A 21,047-nucleotide genomic window follows, 5' to 3' on the forward strand; every position below is an offset into this window, starting at 1 on the left:
GTTCCCCACCTTTTTGACCGAAGCGGACAGCGCCATGGCGATCACGCATCTGAAAACAGCCACCAAGACGCCCGAGACGGAAACCGACACCGCCCGCGCGGTCGTCACTGAGATGCTGGCTGCGATCGAGACCGGGGGCGAGCAGGCCGTGCGCGACTATGCGACCAGGCTCGACAAATGGGACGGGCCGATCGTCCTGGACCAGGCGGCGATTGCCGAGCGCATCCGGGACATTCCGCAGAACGTGAAGGACGACATCTCCTTCGCCGCCGGGCAGGTCCGGCGCTTCGCCGAGGCCCAGCACGCCTCCTGCCGGGATTTCTCGCTGGAGATGTCGCCGGGCCTGTATCTCGGGCAGAAGCTCGTGCCTGTGAACACGGCCGGCTGCTACGTCCCGACTGGCCGCTACGCCCATATCGCCTCGGCCTACATGTCGGTCGCCACTGCCAAGGCAGCGGGCGTCAAGACCGTCGTCGCCTGCTCGGCGCCCTATCGCGGGCAGGGCATCCACCCGCATGTTCTCTATGCGATGACGGTGGCGGGCGCCGACATCATCATGTGCCTCGGCGGCGTGCAGGCGATCGCCGCCATGGCGTTCGGCCTGTTCACCGGCCGCCCGGCCGACATCATCGTCGGTCCGGGCAACAAGTTCGTCGCAGAAGCCAAGCGCATGCTGTTCGGGAAGGTCGGTATCGACGTGTTCGCTGGCCCTTCCGAGGTCGCAGTCCTCGCCGATGACAGCGCCGACCCGCTGCTCGTCGCGACCGATCTGGTCGGGCAGGCCGAGCACGGCCATGAGAGCCCGGCCTGGCTGATCACCAGTTCACGGCGGATCGCGCAGGAGGTGTCGCGGCTGGTGCCCGAGTTGATCGCGGCGCTGCCGCCGACAGCCCGCGACGCCGCCGGCGCAGCCTGGCGCGACTATGGCGAGATCGTACTTTGCGACAGCCGCGAGGAGATGGTCGAGGTCTCGGACCGCTATGCCTCGGAACATCTCGAAGTGCACTGCGCCGATCTCGACTGGTGGCATGCGCAGCTGACCAATTACGGCTCGCTGTTCCTCGGCGAGGAAACCAATGTCGCCTTCGGCGACAAGGTCTCCGGCCCCAATCACATCCTCCCGACCAAGTTCGCCGCCCGCTACTCGGCCGGGCTCTCGGTCCATAAGTTCCTGAAGCCGCTGACCTGGCAGCGCATGGACCGCGAGGCCTGCAAGCGCGTCGCCCCGGTCTCGGCGCGGATCTCGCGACTGGAGGGCATGGAAGCCCATGCCCGCACCAGCGATGCGCGGATGGCGAAATACGCCCCGGGCTCGAATGTCGATCTCGGCCAGCCGGTGGAGGCGTGAGCGTGTTCCGCCTCACGGCACTGTTCGACCTCTCCGGGCGCACGGCCCTGGTGACCGGCGGCAACAGCGGCATCGGGCTCGCCATGGCGCGGGCGCTGGGCCTCGCCGGTGCCCGGCTCGTCCTCGTCGCACGACGCGAGGAGGAGCTGCGCAAGGCGGCGCAGGCACTCGCGACGGAGGGGATCGCCGCCGAGATCGCCGCGGCCGATCTCGCCGCGCCGGAGGCGGGAACCGCGCTGGCGACCACCTGCGAAACCCTCGGATGCGAGATCGACATCCTGGTCAACGCAGCCGGGCTCAATCTGCGCCAGCCCTTCGGCGAGGTAACGGCCGCGGCGTTCGACCTGCACATGGCGGTGCATCTGCGCGCGCCCTTCCTGCTGACGCAGGCCTTTGCTCCGGCCATGGCAAGGCGCGGCCACGGCCGGATCATCAACATCGCCTCGCTGCAAAGCTACCGGGCCTTTCCCGACAGCGCGCCCTATGGCGCCGCCAAGGGCGGCGTCGTGCAACTGACGCGGGCGATCGCGCAGGAATGGTCCAGCCGAGGCGTGACCTGCAATGCGATCGCGCCTGGCTTCTTCCCGACGCCGCTGACGCAAGCGGTGTTCGATGACGCCGAACGGGCGGCCCGCAATGCCGCGCAAACCGCGATCGGCCGCAATGGCGAGCTGGAGGATCTCGCCGGCGCCACGGTGTTCCTCGCCTCTCCAGCTTCGGCCTATGTCACCGGCCAGACTTTGACGGTCGATGGCGGCTTCACCGCCAAATGAGGATGGAAGTGGTATGAAGGCACTGGTCTATACCGGCCCCAACAGCCTCGTCTTCCGCGACGAGCCGGAACCCGTGCCGCAGGCCGACGAGGTGCTGGTCCGGGTCGAGGCCGTCGGCATCTGCGGCTCCGACATGCATGCCTATCACGGTTTCGACACGCGTCGGCCGCCGCCGTTGATCCTCGGCCACGAAGCGGCGGGGCGGATCGCGACAGGGCCACGTGCCGGCGAACGCGTGACCATCAACCCGCTCGTCGTCGATCCCAACTGTCCGTATGCGATCGAGGGACGCTGGCACCTCTCGCCAACGCGGCAGATCATCTCGATGCCGCCGCGGCCAGGCGCATTCGCCGAACTGGTGCGCATCCCGCTGCGCAATTTGACGCCGATCCCCGAGACGATGCCGGTCGCCCATGCGGCGCTCGCCGAGCCGGTCGCCGTTTCCTGGCATGCGATCCGGACCGGGGTGCAGCGTCTGCACCAGCCTCTTTCCGCCTGCCGCGTCGTCGTGCTCGGCGGGGGCGCCATCGGCCTGGCGGCCGGGCTCGTCGCACGCCTGTTTGGTGCGCGCGATCTTCTAGTCGGCGAAACCAATCCGCTGAGGCGAGAAACGCTGCTGGCGGAAGGGTTCGCCGTTTATAAGCCCGGCCAGGACGAGCCGCCTGAGAATAGCATCGACCTCGTCATCGACGCAGTCGGCGCCGATGCCACACGTGCTGCTTCCTGTCGCCTGGTGCGGCCCGGCGGCGTGATCGTCCATGTCGGCCTGCTCCCCGGCCAGGCTGGCCTCGACGTTCGAAAGATCACCCTGCAAGAGATCACGTTTGCCGGTGTCTATTGCTATACACCCGCCGATTTTGCCCAGACCGTCGAAGCCCTCGCCAAAGGGCGTCTCGGCGATCTCGGCTGGATCGAGCAACGCTCTCTCAGCGAGGGAGATCGTGCCTTTGCCGATATCGATGGCGGTCGTGTCGGTTCAGCAAAAATCGTTCTCAGGACCTGAAGCGAGATCCCCAGCACACCGGGGGGTTCGGCTTGAACTTCTGCTCCCCCGGGGAGGGGAGCGAGCAATGTCGGCTTATGGCGCATGGGCGACCTCGACGATCGCGTGGACGCGGGTTCCTGCCGGCAAGACCTCGCTCATGGGCGCGATGACTGGAATAGCATCGCGCCCGTGAGCGGCGGCCCCCGTCGTCGGCTAGGCCGCGCTATGGGTATGACCCGACAGAGCGCACCTCAACCGTCTGCCCGGCCCGGGCTCGCCGCCCAGGAGGAAGGCAGCGACCGCGGCCCCGAAAGCCGTGGCCTGCTCGATGTTCGAGATGTGTGCGGCGTCCAGAACGCACTTCTGCGCGCCGGGAATCGCAGCGACGATGGCCTCGCCGTCGGTCGGGGTCGTCGCCGGATCCTTCGAGCCAATGATCACGAGCACCGGATTTCGGATACCCTTGATCGTCTCCCGTTGATCCATGTCGCGGATCGCCAGGCACGATCCCTGGTACCCGACGGCGGGAGTCCTCAGGATCATGGCCCGCATCCGTTCGATCGTTTCAGGTGCGGCGGCCCGGAAAGCCTCCGGGAACCAGCGCGCTATGGTCGAATCGACAAGCGCTTCCATGCCGCCGGCCTCGGCCGCTGCGACACGCCCGTTCCAGAGATCTGCCGGGCCCATATAGGCGGCAGTATTGGCGAGGACCGCCCGGTCGACCCGATCCGGCGCATGGGTCAGCAGCCACATGCCGACCATGCCGCCCATGGACAGCCCGCAGAAATGCGCGCGCTGCACGCCGAGCGCATCGAGTACGGAAAGCGCATCCCGGCCCAACTGTTCCATTGAGTAGGGAGCCGGGGAAACGGTGCTGCCCCCGTGGCCCCGCTGATCGTAGCGGATCACCCGGAAGTGTTGCGACCAGAGCGGAATCTGGTCTTCCCACATCGACATGTCCGAACTGAGCGAGTTCGACAGCAGCAGCGCGGGCGCCGCGTCGGGGCCGTCGATGCGCACCTCGAATTCCTCGTCTTCGATCATGATCCGCATCGTCGTCGCTCCATCCGCGTCCGCATCTTTGTGTCCCGCCGGCATCGCCGTGCGCAACATCGGGGAAAACAAACATGCATACTTGTCTGTTTGTTTCTAGCTGCTAAGGTCCGCCCATGCCGCCATCAGCCGACAAGCAGCGCCGGACGCAAGAGGAACGCTCGACGGAAACGCGGGCGCGTCTGATCGACGCGACGCTCGATCTGCTGGTGGAGCGCGGCTATGCGCTCGCGACGACGTCCGAGATCGCGGCACGCGCCGGCGTCACCCGCGGCGCGCTCAACCATCACTTTTCCGGCAAGGACGATCTGATCGTCCAGTCAGTGAGTCATCTGCTGCAGGGCTGGATCGGCGAGATCCGGCGGGTTGCCGAGCTCGTCAAGGCCGGCAGTCTGTCCCTTTCCGACTTCGTCGACCGGATGTGGGAGCTGTTCTCCGGCCGGCTCTTCCTGGTGACGCTCGAGCATGTGACCGCTGCCCGGCACAATCCCTATCTGCGCGAACAACTGGTTTCGGTGACGCGCGAGTTCCACGCGGCGCTCGACGGCACCTGGCAGGACTTCTTCGACGGAACCGGCCTGCAAAAGCCCGAGGTCGAGGCGGCGTTCAACGCCACGCTCTGCCTGATGCGCGGCATGAGCCTTCAGACCATCCTGCGCGACGATCCCGCCTACTATGCGCGGCTTCTCGGCTTCTGGAAGACGGTCCTGGCCGGGCATTCGCAGCAGAGCCGCGCCGGCGAGGGCGCCATTTCCGATCCGACCAAGCAAGGCATGCACCCGTGACACAGGCTATCATTTTCGAGAATGCGAGGCTGCTCGACGGCACCAGCCCCGAAGGCAAGCACGACCGCTTCGTGCGTGTCGAGGGCGGGCTGATCCGCGAGGTCTCCGACCGCCCGATCGCCGATGGCGGCGCGCGGCGCATCGATCTCAAGGGCCGGACGCTGATGCCGGGCCTGATCGACTGCCATGTCCATGTCATCGCCAATTCGGCGAATTTCGGCCAGAACGCGATGCTCCCGGATGCGCTCGTCGCCCTGCAGGCGGTGAAGCTGATGGGCGAAATGCTGCAGCGCGGCTTCACCACCGTCCGCGACGTCGGCGGCGCGACCTATGCCCTCGTCGAGGCGCAGGAGCAGGGCCTCTATGTCGGGCCGCGCCTCGTCATTTGCGGCAAGGCCCTGTCGCAGACGGGCGGCCATGCCGATTTCCGTGGCCGCTACGACAACCGCCGGCCCGACTACCAGACCCATCAGCTCGGCTCGCTCGGCCGTGTCTGCGACGGCGTCGACGCCTGCCGTGCCGCCGCGCGCGACGAAATCCGCCAGGGCGCCCAGTTCGTGAAGATCATGGCGAATGGCGGCATCGCGTCACCGACCGATCCGATCGCTTTCCTCGGTTTCAGCGATGCCGAGATCACCGCGATCGTCGAGGAGGCCCACAACGCCCAGACCTACGTCGCCGCGCATCTCTATACGGATGAGGGCATTGCGCGCGCCGTGAAGCTCGGTGTGCGCTCGGTCGAGCATGCCAACCTCATTCAGGCGGCGACGGCCCGCCTCATGCATGAGCGGGGCGCGATCGCCTGCCCGACGCTCGTCACCTATGAGGCGCTGAACAATGAAGGGGCTTCCTACGGCCTGCCGCCTTCATCGGTCGCCAAGATCGACGATGTCCGTCTGCGCGGCCTCGAATCTCTCGAGATCATGCGCCAGGCCGGTGTGAAAATGGCCTATGGTACGGATCTGCTCGGCGCCATGCACCGGCACCAGTCGGAAGAGTTCGTCATCCGCGGGCGCGTGCTTCCCGCGATCGAGGTCATCCGCTCGGCAACGGTCAACGCAGCAGAACTGATCGGCATGCCCGGCAAGATCGGCGTGATCGCGCCCGATGCCTATGCCGACCTCATCGTGGTCGACGGCGATCCGCTGGCCGATCTCTCGCTGCTGACGGGGCAGGGGGGGCACCTGCCGATCATCATGAAGAGCGGCGACTTCATCAAGAACGAGCTGAACTAACCTAAAAGGGAACAGGCCATGACCACCAACCGTCGTCAGTTCATCGGCACGCTCGGAGCGGCTTCGGCCCTCATCGCGGCGCCTTCCGTCCTGCGGGCCCAGCCGCAGGGCGTCTTCCGCATCGGCGCGCTCTGCCCGGTGACGGGCGCCGGCGCGCCCTACGGCTCCGGCATGCAGAAGATGATCACCGCCGCGGCCGAGATCGTGAACGCCGCCGGCGGCGCCGCCGGCCGCAAGATCGAGGTCGTCTCGGAGGATACGCAGACCAGCCCGCAGGCCGGCGTTCTCGCCGCCAAGAAGCTGATCGACGTCAACAAGGTCCAGGCCATTCTCGGCACCTGGTCTTCCGGCGTTTCGCTCGCCGTCGTGCCGCTGACGAACGACGCCAACATCATCCTGATGAACACCTCGGGCGCGCCTGCGCTCTCGGTGCCGCCGGCCAACGCCAAGGGGCTGTCCTACCGGTTCCAGGCGACCAATGACCGCTTCGGCAGGGCCTTCGCCGAGATCTGCGCCAAGGAGGGCTTCAAGCGCCCGGCCACCATGGCCTTCAACAACGCCTCCGGCATCGGCAACACCGAGGGTTTCCGGAAGGCCTGGGAAGCCAAGGGCAACAAGGTCGTCGCGAACGTCGTCTACGAGCCGAACCAGCCGTCCTACCGCTCCGAGCTGCAGAAGGTCCTCGCCGCCAACCCGGACGTGATCGTCACCGGCTCCTATCTGTCGGACACCACGATCATCATGCGCGAGTGGTTCCAGAGCGGGCAGCCGGTCAAGTGGATCATCCCCGGCTGGGCCGCCAACCCCGATCTGGTCAAGGCGACCGGTCCGGAGGTGGTCGAAGGCGTGATCTCGGTCGACTCGATCTCGAACGAGACGGCGCCGTCGTTCAAGGCCTATGCCGAGGTCTACGAGAAGGCGACCGGGCAGTCCGGCCAGTCGAACATCTTCAGCGCCATGACCTGGGACATGGTCCATTCGCTCGCTCTGGCGATCGAGGCGGCCGGCTCCACCGAAACGGCGGCGATCAACGCGAAGATCCGTGAAGTCTCGAACCCCGACGGCACGAAGGTCTACAGCTACGCCGAGGGCAAGGAAGCGCTGAAGAAGGGCAAGATCAATTTCGAGGGCGCCTCCTCGGTGCTCGACTTCGACCAGTATGGCGATGTCTCCCCGTCCTTCGGCGTCTTCTTCATCGAGGGCGGCAAGCTCAACCGCCGCTACGTCGTCAACATCTGACGCATCGCCCCTGCAGGCCATTGCCTGCAGGGGCTGCCGGCTCCAGGCGCCGCGATGCCCGACCAGGTTGTTTCATGTTTTACGCTCAGCTTTTCGTAAACGGGCTGTTCCAGGGCCTCGTCATCGGCCTGGCGGCGCTCTCGATCACGCTCGTCTTCGGGATCGCGCGCTTCCCGAATGCCGCGACCGGTGACTCCATGACGCTCGGCGCCTATGCGGCGCTGGCGGCTCACAAGGCCAGCGGCTCCTTCATCGTCGCCGGCCTCGGCGCCGCCAGCGCGACCGGTATCGTGCTGCTCCTCGCCTATTGGAGCGTGTTCCGGAAGCTCGCCGGCCGCTCCGTCGTCGCGCTTCTCGTCGCCTCCATCGGCATCGCCTTCCTGCTGCGGGCGGCGCTCGGCGTCGCCTTCGGCCACGGCCAGCAGGTGTTCCAGATACCGCTTGCACGCCCCTACATCTTCGGAGGGCTTCGCATTCTGCCGCTCGACCTGCAGATGGCGCTCGTCGCCCTGGTCACGCTGATCGCGGTCTTCGGCCTGCTTTATCTCACCGCCATCGGGCGGCAGATGCGCGCCGTCGCCGACAATCGCGACCTTGCCCGCGTTTCCGGCATCCGTCCCGGCCGCGTCATGGTCGCGCTCTGGCTGCTTGCTGGCGCAGTCGCCGGCATCGCCGGGATGATGCTCGGCATGAAGACAATCGTGACGCCGGAATTCGGCTGGGAGATGCTGCTGCCGGCCTTCACCGCGGCAATCCTCGGCGGCATCGGCTCGCCGGTCGGCGCTGTCGTCGCCGGGCTCATCCTCGGCGCGATGCAGGAGTTCTCCACGCCCTTCGTCGGGTTCACCTACAAGATCGCCATTGCTTTCCTAATCATGCTCGCCGTCCTGCTGGTCAGGCCGCGCGGATTGTTCGGCCGCGTCGAGGGAGTGCGCTGATGGAAGCCTATCTCGTCGCGATCGGCATCATCGCGCTGATCTACGTCCTGCTCAGCCTCGGGCTGACGCTGCAATACGGCCTCACCGGCCTGATCAACTTCGGCCATGTCGGCTTCTTCGCGATCGGCGCCTATACCAGCGCGCTGCTCGTGATGAACGGCGCGCCTTTCATCGTCGGCTTCGCCGGCGCCGCGCTCCTCGCCGGCATCGCGGCCTGGCCGATCGGCCTGGTCTCGCTGCGCCTGCGCGACGACTACTTCGCCATCGTGACGCTCGGCTTCTCGGAGGTCGTGCGGATCGTCCTGACCAGCGAGCGCTGGCTGACCAATGGCGTGCAGGGCATCCCCGGCATTCCGCGGCTCTATTCGGAACTCGGCGGTGCGGCAGGTCAGATCGCGACCTTCGCCACCATCCTCGCCGTCACGGTTGCGGCCGCCTGGATGATCCGCCGGATCGCGGGCTCGCCCTTCGGACGGATCATCGAGGCGATCCGCGACAACGAGGAAGCCGTGCAGGCCTTGGGCAAGGATCCGCCGCGCTTCAAGATCCAGGTGCTCGTGGTCGGCGCCGCGCTCGCCGGCATCGCCGGTGCCTTCTACGCCCACTACATCACCTACATCGTGCCCGAGCAGTACATCCCGCTCGTCACCTTCTATGTCTGGATGGCAATCATCATGGGCGGCGTCGGCCGCGTCTCCGGAGCAGTGATCGGCTCCGTCATCCTGATGGCCTTTCTCGAGGGCTCGCGCTTCATCCGCGACGTCATTCCCTGGATTTCCGAGGTCGACATGGCCTCGGTCCGGATCGGCCTCGTCGGCCTGCTGCTGATCCTGTTCATCATCTATCGGCCCCAGGGGCTCATGGGGGATTACACCAAGCGATGAGCCTTGAAATCCGCGACATCACCAAGTCCTTCGGCGGCTTTCAGGCCCTGGACGGCGTACGTCTGACCATCGAGACGGATGCCCTGTTCGGGATCATCGGCCCGAATGGCGCCGGCAAGTCGACCTTGTTCTCTGTCATCTCCGGCTTCGTCGCCGCTGATGCCGGCGAGGTTCGACTGAACGGCAATCGGATCGACGCCCTCTCGCCGCCACAGCGCGCGCGTGCCGGCATGCTGCGCACCTTCCAGGTGCCGCGGGAGTTCTCGCATCTGACGGTGCGCGAGAACCTGATGGCGTCCGCCCCCGACCAGACCGGGGAGAGCCTGCTTGGCCTGTTCCTCCGTCCGGGCAAGGTCCGCACGGAGGAAGCTGCCATCGCCGAGACAGTCGAGCGCACCATGGCCTTCCTCAAGCTCGACAAGGTCGCCGATGTGCCCTCCGGCAAGCTCTCGGGCGGCCAGAAGAAGCTGCTGGAGCTCGGCCGTGCCCTGATGGTCCAGCCCAAGCTGATCCTGCTCGACGAGCCTTTCGCCGGCGTCAATCCGGTGCTGATCGGCGAAATCATGGAGCGGATCAAGGAGCTGAATGCGCGCGGCATCGGCTTCGTCATCATCGAGCACGATCTGGAGGCGCTGACCCGCCTGGTGCCGCGCCTTGCGGTCATGGATCGCGGCAAGGTCCTGGCGGAGGGCGCCCCCGCCGCAGTCCTCGAGGATCCGGTCGTGCGCGAAGCTTATCTTGGAGGCGTGTCGTGACCTTGCTCGACATCAAGGACGTCCGCGGCGGTTACGGCGAGGTCAACATCCTCAACGGCATCTCGCTGTCGCTCAAGAAGGGCGAGATCCTGACGGTTGCCGGCACCAACGGCGCCGGCAAGTCGACGCTCGCGAAAGCGATCGTCGGCCTGTTGCCCCGCGTTTCTGGCGGCATCCTGTTCGAGGGACGCGATCTCTTGCCGCTCGTAACGGAAGACCGCATCGCAGCCGGCATCGGCTACGTTCCGCAGGTCGCGAACGTCTTCGGCTCGATGAGCATCCTGGAGAACCTTCAGGTCGTCGTCGGCGTGCGCGACCAGGCACAGCGCATCCGCGAGCTCTTCGAGGCCTTCCCGCTGCTGGGCGAGCGCAAGCGTGCCCGCGCCGGCTCGCTCTCCGGCGGTGAACGCCAGCAGCTCGCCTTCGCCCGCGCCCTGATGACACGCCCCGGCCTGATGATCCTCGACGAGCCCACGGCGGCCCTTGCCCCCGCCAAGGTCGCCGAAGCTTTCGATCTGATCCGGCGCCTGCCCGAACTCGGCGTTTCGGTTCTTGTCGTCGAGCAGCGCGCGCGCCAGGCGCTCGCGATCTCGGATAATGGCTGCATCCTCGACGGTGGCAAGGTGGCGCTCGCAGGGGCGGCGAAGAGCCTCCTCGACGACCCGAAGGCGGCGGAGCTCTATCTCGGCCAGCATTGACCCCGCGGCGGCCTAGTTTGCCGGCAAGGCGACGTTCAACGCGTCAGCTTGAGCCAATTACGTTGATAGAATCGGCGTTGCTGCGAGAGTGAAACGCCGATTCCGTCGTCCTTGGGCAGAGGGCGACGTCATGATGGTGGAGCTTCTGATCGGGCACAGCGCAGGCAGTCGGACGGACGACGATCTCATCACCGAGATCGATCACTCTTCGCCGCGTGCCGATCCCGTTGATGTTCGGGAAGCGATAGAGATGGGCGCCAATGGCCTTGCCGGCGCCGGCATGAGTGAACTCGGCCGAGACATGGCGGATCATGTCCTCCGCTGCTTGGCGATGGCCCGATGTCCGGGAGTTGGTGCATGACGAAGGTCAGACGCATCGAGCCGAATTGAATCGCGCAGATTTGGGGAGCTGGACGCGCCGAGCCAGCGTCCGAGCTCAAATGCGTGGGGCGCCGGAGCAAGCAAGGAAGCAGATTTGAGCACTCCCGCGTATTAATGGCCCCGCTGGTTTGCACCGGGGGGCCATTTGTCGTTTCAGGCGAGCGTTCGGAGCGGGCTCTCGAGAGCGGCCTCAGATGATCTTGTCGACGATCTTGTCGACGAAGGCGGGAACGCTGTCCTGGAAGTTGTGCATGGAGCGGCCACCGACCTGATCGGCGTCCATGAACATCCCGACTCCCTTTGCAGCGTAGTGGATGCCCGCCTTCACCCCCGAGGCTACGAGATCCACAGCGCCCGTGATCAACCCACCGCCGCTGACGGTGTCGAGGACGTCGTCGCTCAGCTGCGCGCCGCGCTCGGAGACGTGGGAGGAGGCCATGTTGAAACCGGTGGTCATGACGATGTCCTTCGTTCGATGCTGGAAGCCGATCCCGGGAACACCCCGTCCGCTTCCTGATGAAACAAGGATAGGTCGCGGCAGCTGACATGAACCTTACAGACGGAACTTGCCCGATCTTCCTTGGTCGGCAGGCTCAACCAACGCTCAGAGTCCAAAGCCCGCCTATGACAGGAGCGCGCGGGGTGCCGACGGCTCCGACCGGCCGCATCTTGTGTGTTTTGAGAGGCCAGGCGTTCGTTTCGCCTGGCCTCCTTTCGTCGTTGCGGGCCTTATCGGGCCGTCGCCTCCGGGAACAGCATCTCCTTCTTCCAATCGGCCGGGGCGTTCTTCAGACGGCCGACCTTACCCATGAAATCGGTGAAAGAGCCGAGGTTGAGGACGTCCGTGGTGATGTGCGTCGTCTTGTCGTCCAGGATCGCCACGAGTTCCTCCTTCGAGGAGCGATCCTTCGTCAGGCGCAGATAGGCTTCCGCGGCCGCGCCCTTGTCCTTGCTGACGATATCGGTCGCTTCCTTGAGGGCGGCGAGGAAGGCGCCGTAGAGCTTCGGATTATCGTTACGGAACTTGCCGGTCGTCGCGATCACATTGAACGAGATCGGGCCGCCGAGAATGTCGTCGGAGTTCATCAGCGCCCGGATCTTCTGATCCTTGAGCTGGACGTTCGAGAAGGGCGGCGAGGAGAAGTTCGCGACGATCTCGGACTTGCCGCCCAGCATCATCGCCGTGGCGTCCGGATGCGAGAGCGAGACGGTGAGGGAGTCGAGCTTCTCGAACTCCTTGTCGCCCCATTCCTTTGCGGCGGCGATCTGCAGCGCCGTCGCCTGCCCGGAGACCTTCACGGCCGGAACGGCGATGCGGTGCTGCGCGGTGAAATCCTTCAGCGACTTGATGGCGGGATCACGCACGTTGAGCGTCCAGGCCATCGCGTTGAGGCCGCTGGCGGCGCGGACATCGACATTGTTGCGGGTGCGCGACCAGATCGTGATGATGCCGGTCGGACCGAGGCTCGCGAAGTCCAGATTGCCGGAAATCAGCGCATCGTTCATCACGTCACTGGAGCGGAAGGTCGACCAGTCGACCGTGACGTCGCCGAGCCCGGCGGCCTTGGCGTGCTTCTCGACGAGCTTCTGATCCTCCATCAGCATCAGTTGGATGTAGCCGAGGCCGTATTGCTTCGCGACGCGCAGCGTCTTGGCTTCGGCCAATGCCGAGGTTGCCGTGCCGAACAGCGCGAGCGCCGCCGTCGCGGCCATAAGCAATTGCTTCATTCTTTCTTCTCCCTGTCGTCACCACGACGACCGATGGCCGCCGGGCGCATTTCGTCCCAGATTGCTGCGGGGCGGTTCGAGCCGCCTTCTCGGATGATTGTTCAGGGGGCGCTCAAGGCTCCGCCAGGAGCTCGAGGACCGTCACCTGCTTCTCGGCGACCATGCTCTTCGTCGCTGCATCGAAGCGCTTGAAATGCGGGCTCACGCAATGCGCGTCGAAAGCCGCACGGTCGCGGTAGATCTCGTAGAGCAGGATGCAATCCTTCTCGTCCTCCGGCTGCAGCACGTCGAAGCGCTCGCATCCCGGCTCTTCGCGTCGCGAGGCCTGCGCATTTTCGATCATCAGCGGCAGGAAGGTCGCCAGCTGCCCATCGGCGATGCGGAAGCGAACGAGGATGGTGAACTGCGCCATGAATTGTCCTGATGTTTGGCTGCGACGCTCAGACGTCGGAAGCTTTCCAGTAGAAGTCGCCGACTTCGGCGAGATGGGCGTACATCGCGTCACCCGCCGCCTGCGGATCGCGCGCCGCAACGGCCCGGCAGATCCGTTCATGCGCGGTGAAGGCGGCCTGCGCAGCGCCTCGTGCCTTGAGCGATGTGGTGCGCTGCTCGGTCAGCCACTCGGTCAGGCCCGTATGCAATGCGGTGAAGATCGGATTGCGGGTGATCTCGGCCAGCACGAAGTGGAAGGCGACGTCGGTGCGCTCGAAGCCGCGGCCCTGTTCGAGCGCCGCCTTGTTGGCGGCGAGCGCCGCCTCCAGTTTCGCGACATCCTCGGGAGTCGCCGTCTCGGCCGCCAGCCGGGCGACGCCGACCTCGAACATGGTACGGGCCTGCTGGAAGTGATGGGCACCGCCGGGGCGCGCCAGCAGATGGCGCGCCACGCCCGAGAGCTCGTCGATCATCGTTCCGGCGCTGGGCTGCGAAACGCGCGCGCGCTCGCCGCTGCTGATCACGATCAACCCCATGCGCTGCAGCGCGAACAGCGCCTCGCGAATGGCGGTGCGACCCACGCCATAGGCCTCCATCAGCTCGCGCTCGGCGGGAAGCTGATCGCCGGGTGCGTAGTGGCCGTCATTGATGGCGGCCTCCAGTCGGTCGACGACTTCCTCGTAGAGCTTGCGCCGCCGGATCGGCCGTTGGTCCGGAATGCTTGCGCCAGAGATCATGGTGGAATCCTTCACCGGGGTTCTGCCGGCCCGACTTGCCCGGAATCAGCTTCCTGGCAAGGCGTGGACGTTGTCGAAGAAGAGCTCTTTCCAATCCTTGGGAGCCTTCTTCAAGCGGCCGGTCTCGGCCATGAAGCCGGCCATCTTCATCGTCTGGTGCGGTGTGAAGGTCATCTCGACTTCCGGCGCTGCGATCATCGCGTAAATGTCGTCGACGCTCTCCTTGGTGCCGGTCATGCGCTGGTAGGTGGCCGCGGCGGCGCGCTTGTCCTTGTTGATCTGCTCGATTGCTTCCTGCAGGCCAGCGACGAAGGCCTGATAGGCCTTGGGATTGGCGTCGCGGAAGCGCTTCGTGGAGTAGATGGCGGTGTTGGTCGCGGGGCCGCCGAGCACGTCATAGCTGCTGAGCACCTTGTGGACCCGCTGGTCGCGCTTCTGCTGGTGCTGGAAGGGCAGGGCGGAGAAATGCGCCGAGATCACGCCGGAGCCCGAGAGGAGGGTCGAGGTCGCTTCCGGATGTGGCAGCGAGACCGTCAGCGGGTCGAGCTTGGCGTAGTTCTCGGAGCCGAACTCCTTGGCGGCCGCCATTTGCAGCAGCAGTGCCTGGTTGGAGACGCGCACGGTCGTAACGGCGATGCGGTCCTGCTCAGTGAAGTCGCGGATCGACTTGACCTTGGGACTGGTGGTCAGCAGCTCCATCGGCATGTTGACGATGGCACCGGCGCCCTTGACCTCCATCGCCGTGCCCTGAGTGCGCGACCAGAGCGTCAGCAGCGAGGGCACGCCGCCGCTGCCGAAATCCAGCCCGCCCGAGACGAGCCCTTCGGTGATTGCGCCGGGATTGCCGAGCTTCACCCAGGTCACGACAAGCTCGGGCAGGCCGAGCGCCTTGGCCTGCTTCTCTACGAGCTTGCCGTCCTCCATGATCATCAGCGGCAGGCTGCTCAGCCCGTATTGCTGAGCCGCCTTGATCTCCTTGACCTCCGCATGCGCCTGGCTCGTCGCCAGCAGTGCCAGGCCGGCCGCGGCGGCCAAACCGATAATGCGTTTCACAGCGCTTCTCCCATAGTGATAGCAGTTGCCCTTGTCGGGGCTGATCAATGCTGCATGCCCCAGCGCTGCACCGTGCGCTTCTCGATCGCGCGGAAAATCACGGACTCGACGAAGAGGCCGATCAGGATGACGGCGAGCAGGCCGGAAAAGACCCGGGCGGTATCGAGTTCCGAACGCGCCTCGAAGATGTACCAGCCCAGCCCGCCGGAGCGGGACGACACGCCGAAGACGAGCTCGGCTGCGATCAAGGTGCGCCATGCGAACGCCCAGCCGATCTTGAGGCCGGCCAGAATCGCTGGGAAGCCGGCCGGGATCAGGATGTGGATCACGTAGCGCAGGCCCTTCAGGCCGTAATTGCGCCCGCTCATGCGCAGCACTTCCGGCACGGCGCGGAAACCGGTCAGCGTGTTGAGCGAGACCGCCCAAAGCACCGAATGGACGATGACGAAGATCAGCGAGCCGATGCCGAGGCCGAACCAGATCAGCGCGAGCGGCAGCAGGGCGATCGCCGGCAGCGGATTGAACATCGCGGTCAGCGTGTTGAGGATGTCCGTGCCGAAACGGGTCGAGACGGCCACCGTCGTCAGGACCGCCGCCAGCGCGAGGCCCGTGCCGTACCCGTAGATGAGCGAGCGCATCGAGGTCGCGACACGGTCGATCAGCGTGCCGCTTGAGAGATCGCCGACGAAGGTTGCGACCGTTTCCGCGAAGGAAGGGAAGAGAAGGGGATTGTTGAGCCAGCGGGCGTAGAGTTCCCAGACTATGGCGAGCGCGATCAGGATCGCCACCTTGCGCAGGGCATCGTTGTTGACGATGCGTTCCATGGCGGAAAGCGGCCGTGCCACCTCGCCGATGCCGCTCGCGTCGATCGGCTCGATCTCGAATTCGGGGCGGCGCGCCAGCGCCGTCCCCTCATTGCGTCCCAACGTCGCCATGCTCATGCCTGGGCGTCCTCTTCCTGCCGCTGCGGGCCGAGTTCATGCTCGAAGAGCAGGTTGTGGATTTTGTCCGACAATGCGCCGAAGGCAGGCGTCCCCACGGTGTCGAAGCCGAGCTGGGAGGCGTCGAGCTCGGCTCTGACGCGGCCGGGATGCGGCGACAGCACCAGGATGCGCGAGCCTACGATGATCGCCTCCTCGATCGAGTGGGTGACGAACATCAGGGTGAAGCGCACCTGCTCCCAGAGCTGCAGCAATTCGTCCTGCATCTTGCGGCGCGTCAGCGCATCGAGCGCGGCGAAGGGCTCGTCCATCAGGAGGATGTCCGGTTCCATCGCCATGGCGCGGGCGATCGCGACGCGCATCTTCATGCCGCCGGACAGCATGTGCGGATAGACGTCGCGGAACTTGGTGAGCTTCACCTTGTCGATGATCGACAGGGCGCGATCCATCGCGTCCTTGCCCTTGAAGCGGCCCGAGATGCGCATCGGAAACAGCACATTCTCGAGCACCGTCTTCCACGGCATCAGCTGCTCGAATTCCTGGAAGACCATCATCCGGTCGGGCCCCGGCCCGGATACCTCGCGGCCGCGCAGCCGAATGTGCCCTTCCTCGGGCGTCATGAAGCCGCCGACCGCCTTCAGCATGGTGGATTTGCCGCAGCCGGACGGCCCCAGGATCACATAGCGGTCCTGCTCATGTACCGCGCAATCGACGCGATAGGTCGCCGTCACCAAATGGTTCGGCGTCTTGTACTGCAGCGTCAGCCCCTCGACTTCGAGCAGCCTGGGCAAGATCGGGGCCGCCTCCCGAGGCGGAGCCTGGCCGCCTGCAGCGCCGGAAAGGCCATGCACCGGCCGCGGTTGCGCAATGGCTGACAATGTCACGCCCTTCTCCTCGATCTTCCTCGCCTGCCGCGCGCTCGCTCAAGGTGGTCGCAGCTTGTCTACTGGTCTACGTGTAGACCTGTCATACCAGATGTGTCAAACCGCTGGCCAAGGCGTCCGCAGGAGATGCCGGAAGCTGGGACAGGAAAGCCATGGATAGCGAGAAGACCGTCATCGTCACCGAAACGGGGCTGAAAGACTTCTGCCGGGCGATGTTCACGAAGGTCGGCGTGCCGGAGGACGAGGCCATCCTGATCGTCGACAATCTCGTCGAGGCGGACTTGCGCAACGTCGCCTCGCACGGGGTGGTCCGCCTGCCCATCTACATTCAGCGCATCGAGGATGGCGGCTCCAATCCGCGCCCGCAGCCGAAGATCATCCGCCAGACGCGGACGACGGCCGTGCTCGACGGCGATAACGGCATGGGCCAGATCGTCGGGGTCCGCGCCATGGAGATCGCGATCGAGAAGGCCGGCGACGGAGATTGCGCCTTCGTCTCCGTCTGCAACAGCAACCACTATGGCGCCGCCTCGCATTACGCCGAGATGGCGGCGAAGGCCGACATGATCGGGCTGAGCTTCACCATTGGCGGCATCAATCACATGACGCCCTGGGGCGGGGCCGAGGCCATTCTCGGCAACAACCCGTTCGCCTTCGCCTTCCCGACGCGGGATGGCTTCCCCGTCGTGCTCGACATGGCCTGCAGCGTTGCTGCGCGCGGCAAGATCATCGTCGCCGCCAAGGACGGCACTCCGATCCCGGCCGACTGGGCAAGCGGCCCGGACGGCGCGCCGACGACCGATCCCGTCGAGGCACTCAAAGGCTTCGTCCTGCCGGTCGGCGGACCGAAAGGCTATGCGCTGACGCTCGGTATCGGCCTGCTCAGCACCATGCTGTCGGGTGCCTATTTCGGTTCCGAGGTGACCCACATGTACGAGCAGACGACGACGCCGCAGAATGTCGGGCACCTGTTCGGGGTGCTGCCGATCTCGGCCTTCGAGGATCTCGATCGCTATTACACGCGGATGTCGAAGGTGATCGCCGACATTCAGGGGACGAGGAAGGCGCCCGGCGTCGAGCGCATCCATTTGCCGGGGGAGCGCGAGCACCTCGCTCTGGTCGAGCGCCGCCGCGACGGCATTCCGCTCAATGCCGCGGTCTTCGACGAACTCAACGAGCTCGGCGCGAAATACGGCATCGCGCTCCAGGCGGCCTGACGCCGCGACGGTGGCTCGCGCCTTGCGCCGCGGGCCGCCGCATTTTCCAGCGCTGACCCGTCTTGCCAAGGCGCGAAATCTGCCCTAAGCCTATGTGCATCGATTAACGTATACGTTATTGGATGCGATGGATCCGAACCAGCCTCTCGCGACGATGGCTAGCCGGGCGCCGCGCTCGACCGACACCGTCTATGCGCGGCTAAAGCAGCACATCCTCGACAATCGCTATCCCCCGGGTGCCCAAATCCTCGAGAGCGAGGTGGCAGCCGAACTCGACGCCTCGCGTACTCCTGTCCGCGAAGCCTTCGTGCGGCTGCAGCAGGAGGGGCTGCTCGAGATCGTGCCGCGCCACGGCGTGCGCATCTCGGCGCTGTCTCCCGACGACATGCGGGAGATCTACGAGGTCCTGATGTCGCTGGAGCCGACGGCGGTCGAGCTGCTGGCGGCGCGCCGACCCGACCGGGCCGAGCTCGAGAGTCTGATCGCCTCTTGCGACGCGATGGAGGCGGCGCTGGCCGGCGAGCCCGATCTGCAGGCCTGGGCTGCAGCGGACGAGGCGTTCCATCTCAATCTCGCGCGGCTCTGCGGCAACAAGCGCCTGGCGGCGATGATCATGCAGGTCTGGGACCAGGCCCATCGCGCCCGGATGTTCACGCTGTCGCTGCGGCCGCTGCCCGTGCGCTCGACGGAGGAGCACCGCGCCGTGGTCGAGGCCATCCTGGCCGGGGATGTCGAGCGTGCCCGCTCGATCTACCACGCGCATCGCAAGCGCGGCGGCAACGAACTCACCACCATCATCGAAAGACACGGAATTCAAAGGCTATGACGTCCAACTCCTTCCATCTTGCAATGATGCCCGGCGAGGGCATCGGTATCGAAGTCATGGAGGCCGCAGGTGCCGTTCTCGGCGCGGTCGAGAAGCGCTTCGACCTGTCCTTTCGGCAGGAGCACATTCCGGGCGGCGCGCATCACTACAAGGAAACGGGTGCCATCCTGCCGAAGGACGGCATGGAGCGCGCCGGCAGGGCCGACGCGATCCTCTTCGGCGCCATGGGCTGGCCCGATATCCGCTTCCCCGACGGCACCGAGATCGCCCCGCAGCTCGACCTGCGCGTGGCCTTCGATCTCTATGCCGGCGTCCGGCCGATCCGCGCCATTCCCGGCACGCCTCCGGTCCTGTCCGATGCGCGCTGGAAGGACATCGATTTCGTCATCGTGCGCGAGTCGACCGAGGGCATGTTCGCCTCGCGCGGCAAGGGCGAGATCATCGACGACAAGGAGGCCCGGGACACCCAGGTCATCACCCGCAAGGTCACCGAGCAGCTGACCGATTTCTGCTGCGGGCTGGCACGGCGGCGCCGCGAGGCGCGCGGCACGCCCGGGCGCGTGACGCTGGTCGACAAGGCGAATGTCTTCCGGTCCTTCGCCTTCATGCGCAAGGTCTTCTACGAAACGGCGGCCAGGCACGAGGACATCGAGGCGCGGCACCATTACATCGACGCGATGGCGCTCGATCTGGTCCGCAGGCCCTGGGATTTCGACGTTCTGCCGACAGAGAACCTGTTCGGCGACATCCTTTCCGATCTCGGCGCCGGCCTGATCGGCGGCATGGGCTTTGCTCCCTCCGCCGATATCGGCGAGGCGCACGGCATGTTCCAGCCGAGCCACGGCACTGCGCCCGACATCGCCGGCAAGGGTATCGCGAACCCGACCGCGATGATCCTCTCCACGGCGATGATGCTGGACTGGCTCGGTGATCGCCATGGCAGCAGCGCAGCCCGCGATGCCGCTCGCGCGATCGAACTCAGCGTCGACCACGCTTTCGGCAAGATGAACCTGCGGACCTACGATATCGGCGGCCGCCATGGCACGCGTGATATCGGCAGCGCCATCGCCGAGCTGATCAGCACCGGGGCTGCCGATCCGCAATGACACTGAGGGTCGCCATCGCGGGCTGCGGCTATTTCAGCCGGTTCCACCAGGATGCGTGGGGCCGGATGGAGGATGTCCAAGTCGTCGGCGTCGCGGATCGCGATGTCGGGAAGCGCGATGCGGCGGCGGCCCTGTTCGTTGGCGCGCGGGCCTTCGACGATGCCGAGACGATGCTGGACGCATTGCGTCCCGACCTGATCGACATCGTCACGCCGCCCGGGACGCATCGTGCCCTGGTCGAGGCTGCGGCGAGCCGCGGTGTCAGGATGATCTGCCAGAAGCCGCTGGCCCCGACCTATGACGAGGCTGAGACCATCGTCGACATCGCCGAGCAGGCCGGCGTGATGCTGGCGGTGCACGAGAACTTCCGCTTCATGCCGTGGTTCGTCGAAACGCATCGGCTGATCCAGGACGGCGCAATCGGCCGGCCGCTTAACATCACGTTTCGCCTGCGGCCCGGCGACGGCCAGGGGCCCAAGGCTTATCTCTCGCGCCAGCCTTATTTCCAGACGATGCCGCGGTTCCTGATCCACGAGACCGGCATCCATCTGATCGACGTGTTCCGCTACCTCATCGGGGAGGTCACCGGCGTCTTTGCCCGCTTGCGGCGGATCAATCCGGTGATCAAGGGCGAGGATGCCGGGCTCGTCGTCTTCGACTTCGCCAATGGGGCGGCCGGGCTGTTCGACGGCAATCGCCATGTCGACCATCCCTCGGACGATACCCGGATGACCAATGGTGTGCTGCTCGTCGAGGGCGATGGCGGCGTGCTGCGCCTCGACGGCTATGGGCGGCTGTTCCTGCGCAAGCTGCGCGGCGAGGAGCGCGAGCACCCCTACAGCTGGCAGGACCGCGGCTATGGCGGCGACTGCGTCTACGGCCAGACCCGCCATGTCGTCGAGCACCTGATCTCGGGCGCTCCGCTGGTCAATGGGGGCCGCGCCTATCTGCGCAATCTCGCGATCGAGGAGGCGGTCTACCGCTCCGCTGAGGAAGGACGCTTCATCACGATCTGAACCACGAGAAGGCGGCGATCGGAGCCACCCGGC

At 65.9% G+C, this 21,047-nt stretch carries 23 protein-coding genes; 14 read left to right on the forward strand and 9 right to left on the reverse strand.

The window, feature by feature from the left end:
• Positions 1-34: 34 nt before the first annotated feature.
• The 3 genes from hpsN to RKE40_RS15435 are packed head-to-tail and all read left to right on the forward strand — an operon-like array spanning position 35 to position 3,124.
• Positions 35-1,348 carry a sulfopropanediol 3-dehydrogenase gene (gene hpsN, locus RKE40_RS15425; RefSeq protein ID WP_316019116.1) on the forward strand — a complete coding sequence of 438 codons (1,314 nt, stop codon included), beginning with the start codon at positions 35-37 and terminating at the stop codon, positions 1,346-1,348.
• Positions 1,349-1,350: 2 nt separating this feature from the next.
• Complete coding sequence (locus tag RKE40_RS15430; protein ID WP_316019117.1) at positions 1,351-2,121, forward strand: SDR family NAD(P)-dependent oxidoreductase; 771 nt, start codon at positions 1,351-1,353, stop codon at positions 2,119-2,121.
• Positions 2,122-2,134: 13 nt separating this feature from the next.
• Positions 2,135-3,124 (forward strand): alcohol dehydrogenase catalytic domain-containing protein, encoded by a 990-nt coding sequence (locus tag RKE40_RS15435; RefSeq protein ID WP_316019118.1) that lies wholly within the window; start codon positions 2,135-2,137, stop codon positions 3,122-3,124.
• 195 nt (positions 3,125-3,319) lie between these two features.
• Here RKE40_RS15435 and pcaD read toward each other — a convergent pair whose 3' ends face one another.
• The gene (gene pcaD / locus RKE40_RS15440; RefSeq protein WP_316019119.1) at positions 3,320-4,159 is read right to left on the reverse strand and encodes a 3-oxoadipate enol-lactonase; all 840 of its coding nucleotides are present in this window, start codon (positions 4,157-4,159) and stop codon (positions 3,320-3,322) included.
• A 116-nt stretch (positions 4,160-4,275) separates the two neighbouring features.
• Between pcaD and RKE40_RS15445 the strand changes: the two genes are divergently transcribed.
• The 7 genes from RKE40_RS15445 (at position 4,276) to RKE40_RS15475 (ending at position 10,693) form a co-directional block, all read left to right on the forward strand.
• Complete coding sequence (locus RKE40_RS15445; protein ID WP_316019120.1) at positions 4,276-4,944, forward strand: TetR/AcrR family transcriptional regulator; 669 nt, start codon at positions 4,276-4,278, stop codon at positions 4,942-4,944.
• Positions 4,941-6,179: a metal-dependent hydrolase family protein gene (locus tag RKE40_RS15450; protein WP_316019121.1), complete on the forward strand. Its 1,239-nt coding sequence runs from the start codon at positions 4,941-4,943 to the stop codon at positions 6,177-6,179. The genes RKE40_RS15445 and RKE40_RS15450 overlap by 4 nt, the downstream gene beginning before the upstream one ends.
• Before the next feature lie 18 nt (positions 6,180-6,197).
• Positions 6,198-7,418, forward strand: coding sequence for an ABC transporter substrate-binding protein (locus RKE40_RS15455; RefSeq protein ID WP_316019122.1), 1,221 nt, complete (start codon positions 6,198-6,200; stop codon positions 7,416-7,418).
• Between the two features lie 74 nt (positions 7,419-7,492).
• Positions 7,493-8,356 carry a branched-chain amino acid ABC transporter permease gene (locus tag RKE40_RS15460; protein WP_316019123.1) on the forward strand — a complete coding sequence of 288 codons (864 nt, stop codon included), beginning with the start codon at positions 7,493-7,495 and terminating at the stop codon, positions 8,354-8,356.
• The gene (locus RKE40_RS15465) at positions 8,356-9,240 is read left to right on the forward strand and encodes a branched-chain amino acid ABC transporter permease (RefSeq protein ID WP_316019124.1); all 885 of its coding nucleotides are present in this window, start codon (positions 8,356-8,358) and stop codon (positions 9,238-9,240) included. The genes RKE40_RS15460 and RKE40_RS15465 overlap by 1 nt, the downstream gene beginning before the upstream one ends.
• Positions 9,237-9,995, forward strand: coding sequence for an ABC transporter ATP-binding protein (locus RKE40_RS15470; RefSeq protein ID WP_316019125.1), 759 nt, complete (start codon positions 9,237-9,239; stop codon positions 9,993-9,995). The genes RKE40_RS15465 and RKE40_RS15470 overlap by 4 nt, the downstream gene beginning before the upstream one ends.
• Positions 9,992-10,693, forward strand: coding sequence for an ABC transporter ATP-binding protein (locus tag RKE40_RS15475; protein WP_316019126.1), 702 nt, complete (start codon positions 9,992-9,994; stop codon positions 10,691-10,693). The genes RKE40_RS15470 and RKE40_RS15475 overlap by 4 nt, the downstream gene beginning before the upstream one ends.
• 43 nt (positions 10,694-10,736) lie before the next feature.
• On the opposite strand, the gene RKE40_RS15480 is transcribed toward RKE40_RS15475, so the two are convergent.
• From RKE40_RS15480 to RKE40_RS15515, 8 genes are all read right to left on the reverse strand, one after another.
• Positions 10,737-11,006: a hypothetical protein gene (locus tag RKE40_RS15480; protein WP_316019127.1), complete on the reverse strand. Its 270-nt coding sequence runs from the start codon at positions 11,004-11,006 to the stop codon at positions 10,737-10,739.
• Between the two features lie 258 nt (positions 11,007-11,264).
• Entirely contained in the window at positions 11,265-11,531 is a 267-nt protein-coding gene (locus RKE40_RS15485; RefSeq protein ID WP_316019128.1) for a hypothetical protein, read from the reverse strand.
• A gap of 272 nt (positions 11,532-11,803) precedes the next feature.
• Positions 11,804-12,802 carry an ABC transporter substrate-binding protein gene (locus tag RKE40_RS15490; protein ID WP_316019129.1) on the reverse strand — a complete coding sequence of 333 codons (999 nt, stop codon included), beginning with the start codon at positions 12,800-12,802 and terminating at the stop codon, positions 11,804-11,806.
• Between the two features lie 112 nt (positions 12,803-12,914).
• Positions 12,915-13,214 carry a putative quinol monooxygenase gene (locus tag RKE40_RS15495; RefSeq protein ID WP_316019130.1) on the reverse strand — a complete coding sequence of 100 codons (300 nt, stop codon included), beginning with the start codon at positions 13,212-13,214 and terminating at the stop codon, positions 12,915-12,917.
• Positions 13,215-13,242: 28 nt separating this feature from the next.
• Positions 13,243-13,971 (reverse strand): transcriptional regulator NanR, encoded by a 729-nt coding sequence (gene nanR / locus RKE40_RS15500; RefSeq protein ID WP_316019131.1) that lies wholly within the window; start codon positions 13,969-13,971, stop codon positions 13,243-13,245.
• A gap of 45 nt (positions 13,972-14,016) precedes the next feature.
• A complete protein-coding gene (locus tag RKE40_RS15505) occupies positions 14,017-15,024 on the reverse strand; it encodes an ABC transporter substrate-binding protein (protein WP_316019132.1) in 1,008 nt (335 codons plus the stop codon).
• 44 nt (positions 15,025-15,068) lie between these two features.
• Positions 15,069-15,959: an ABC transporter permease gene (locus RKE40_RS15510; RefSeq protein WP_390893383.1), complete on the reverse strand. Its 891-nt coding sequence runs from the start codon at positions 15,957-15,959 to the stop codon at positions 15,069-15,071.
• Positions 15,960-15,961: 2 nt separating this feature from the next.
• Positions 15,962-16,759 carry an ABC transporter ATP-binding protein gene (locus RKE40_RS15515; protein ID WP_390893385.1) on the reverse strand — a complete coding sequence of 266 codons (798 nt, stop codon included), beginning with the start codon at positions 16,757-16,759 and terminating at the stop codon, positions 15,962-15,964.
• Positions 16,760-17,001: 242 nt separating this feature from the next.
• Between RKE40_RS15515 and RKE40_RS15520 the strand changes: the two genes are divergently transcribed.
• The 4 genes from RKE40_RS15520 to RKE40_RS15535 all read left to right on the forward strand — a co-directional run bounded on the left by RKE40_RS15520 (position 17,002) and on the right by RKE40_RS15535 (position 21,014).
• Positions 17,002-18,066, forward strand: coding sequence for an Ldh family oxidoreductase (locus tag RKE40_RS15520; RefSeq protein WP_316019135.1), 1,065 nt, complete (start codon positions 17,002-17,004; stop codon positions 18,064-18,066).
• A gap of 127 nt (positions 18,067-18,193) precedes the next feature.
• On the forward strand, positions 18,194-18,892 hold the full coding sequence (locus RKE40_RS15525) for a GntR family transcriptional regulator (protein WP_316019136.1): 699 nt from the start codon (positions 18,194-18,196) through the stop codon (positions 18,890-18,892).
• Positions 18,889-19,998 carry an isocitrate/isopropylmalate dehydrogenase family protein gene (locus tag RKE40_RS15530; RefSeq protein ID WP_316019137.1) on the forward strand — a complete coding sequence of 370 codons (1,110 nt, stop codon included), beginning with the start codon at positions 18,889-18,891 and terminating at the stop codon, positions 19,996-19,998. The genes RKE40_RS15525 and RKE40_RS15530 overlap by 4 nt, the downstream gene beginning before the upstream one ends.
• Positions 19,995-21,014, forward strand: a complete 1,020-nt coding sequence (locus RKE40_RS15535; protein WP_316019138.1) for a Gfo/Idh/MocA family protein — start codon at positions 19,995-19,997, stop codon at positions 21,012-21,014. The genes RKE40_RS15530 and RKE40_RS15535 overlap by 4 nt, the downstream gene beginning before the upstream one ends.
• The last annotated feature ends 33 nt before the right edge of the window (positions 21,015-21,047 follow it).

The sequence above is a fragment of the Allobosea rubneri genome (assembly GCF_032464875.1).
Lineage (GTDB): Bacteria > Pseudomonadota > Alphaproteobacteria > Rhizobiales > Beijerinckiaceae > Allobosea > Allobosea rubneri.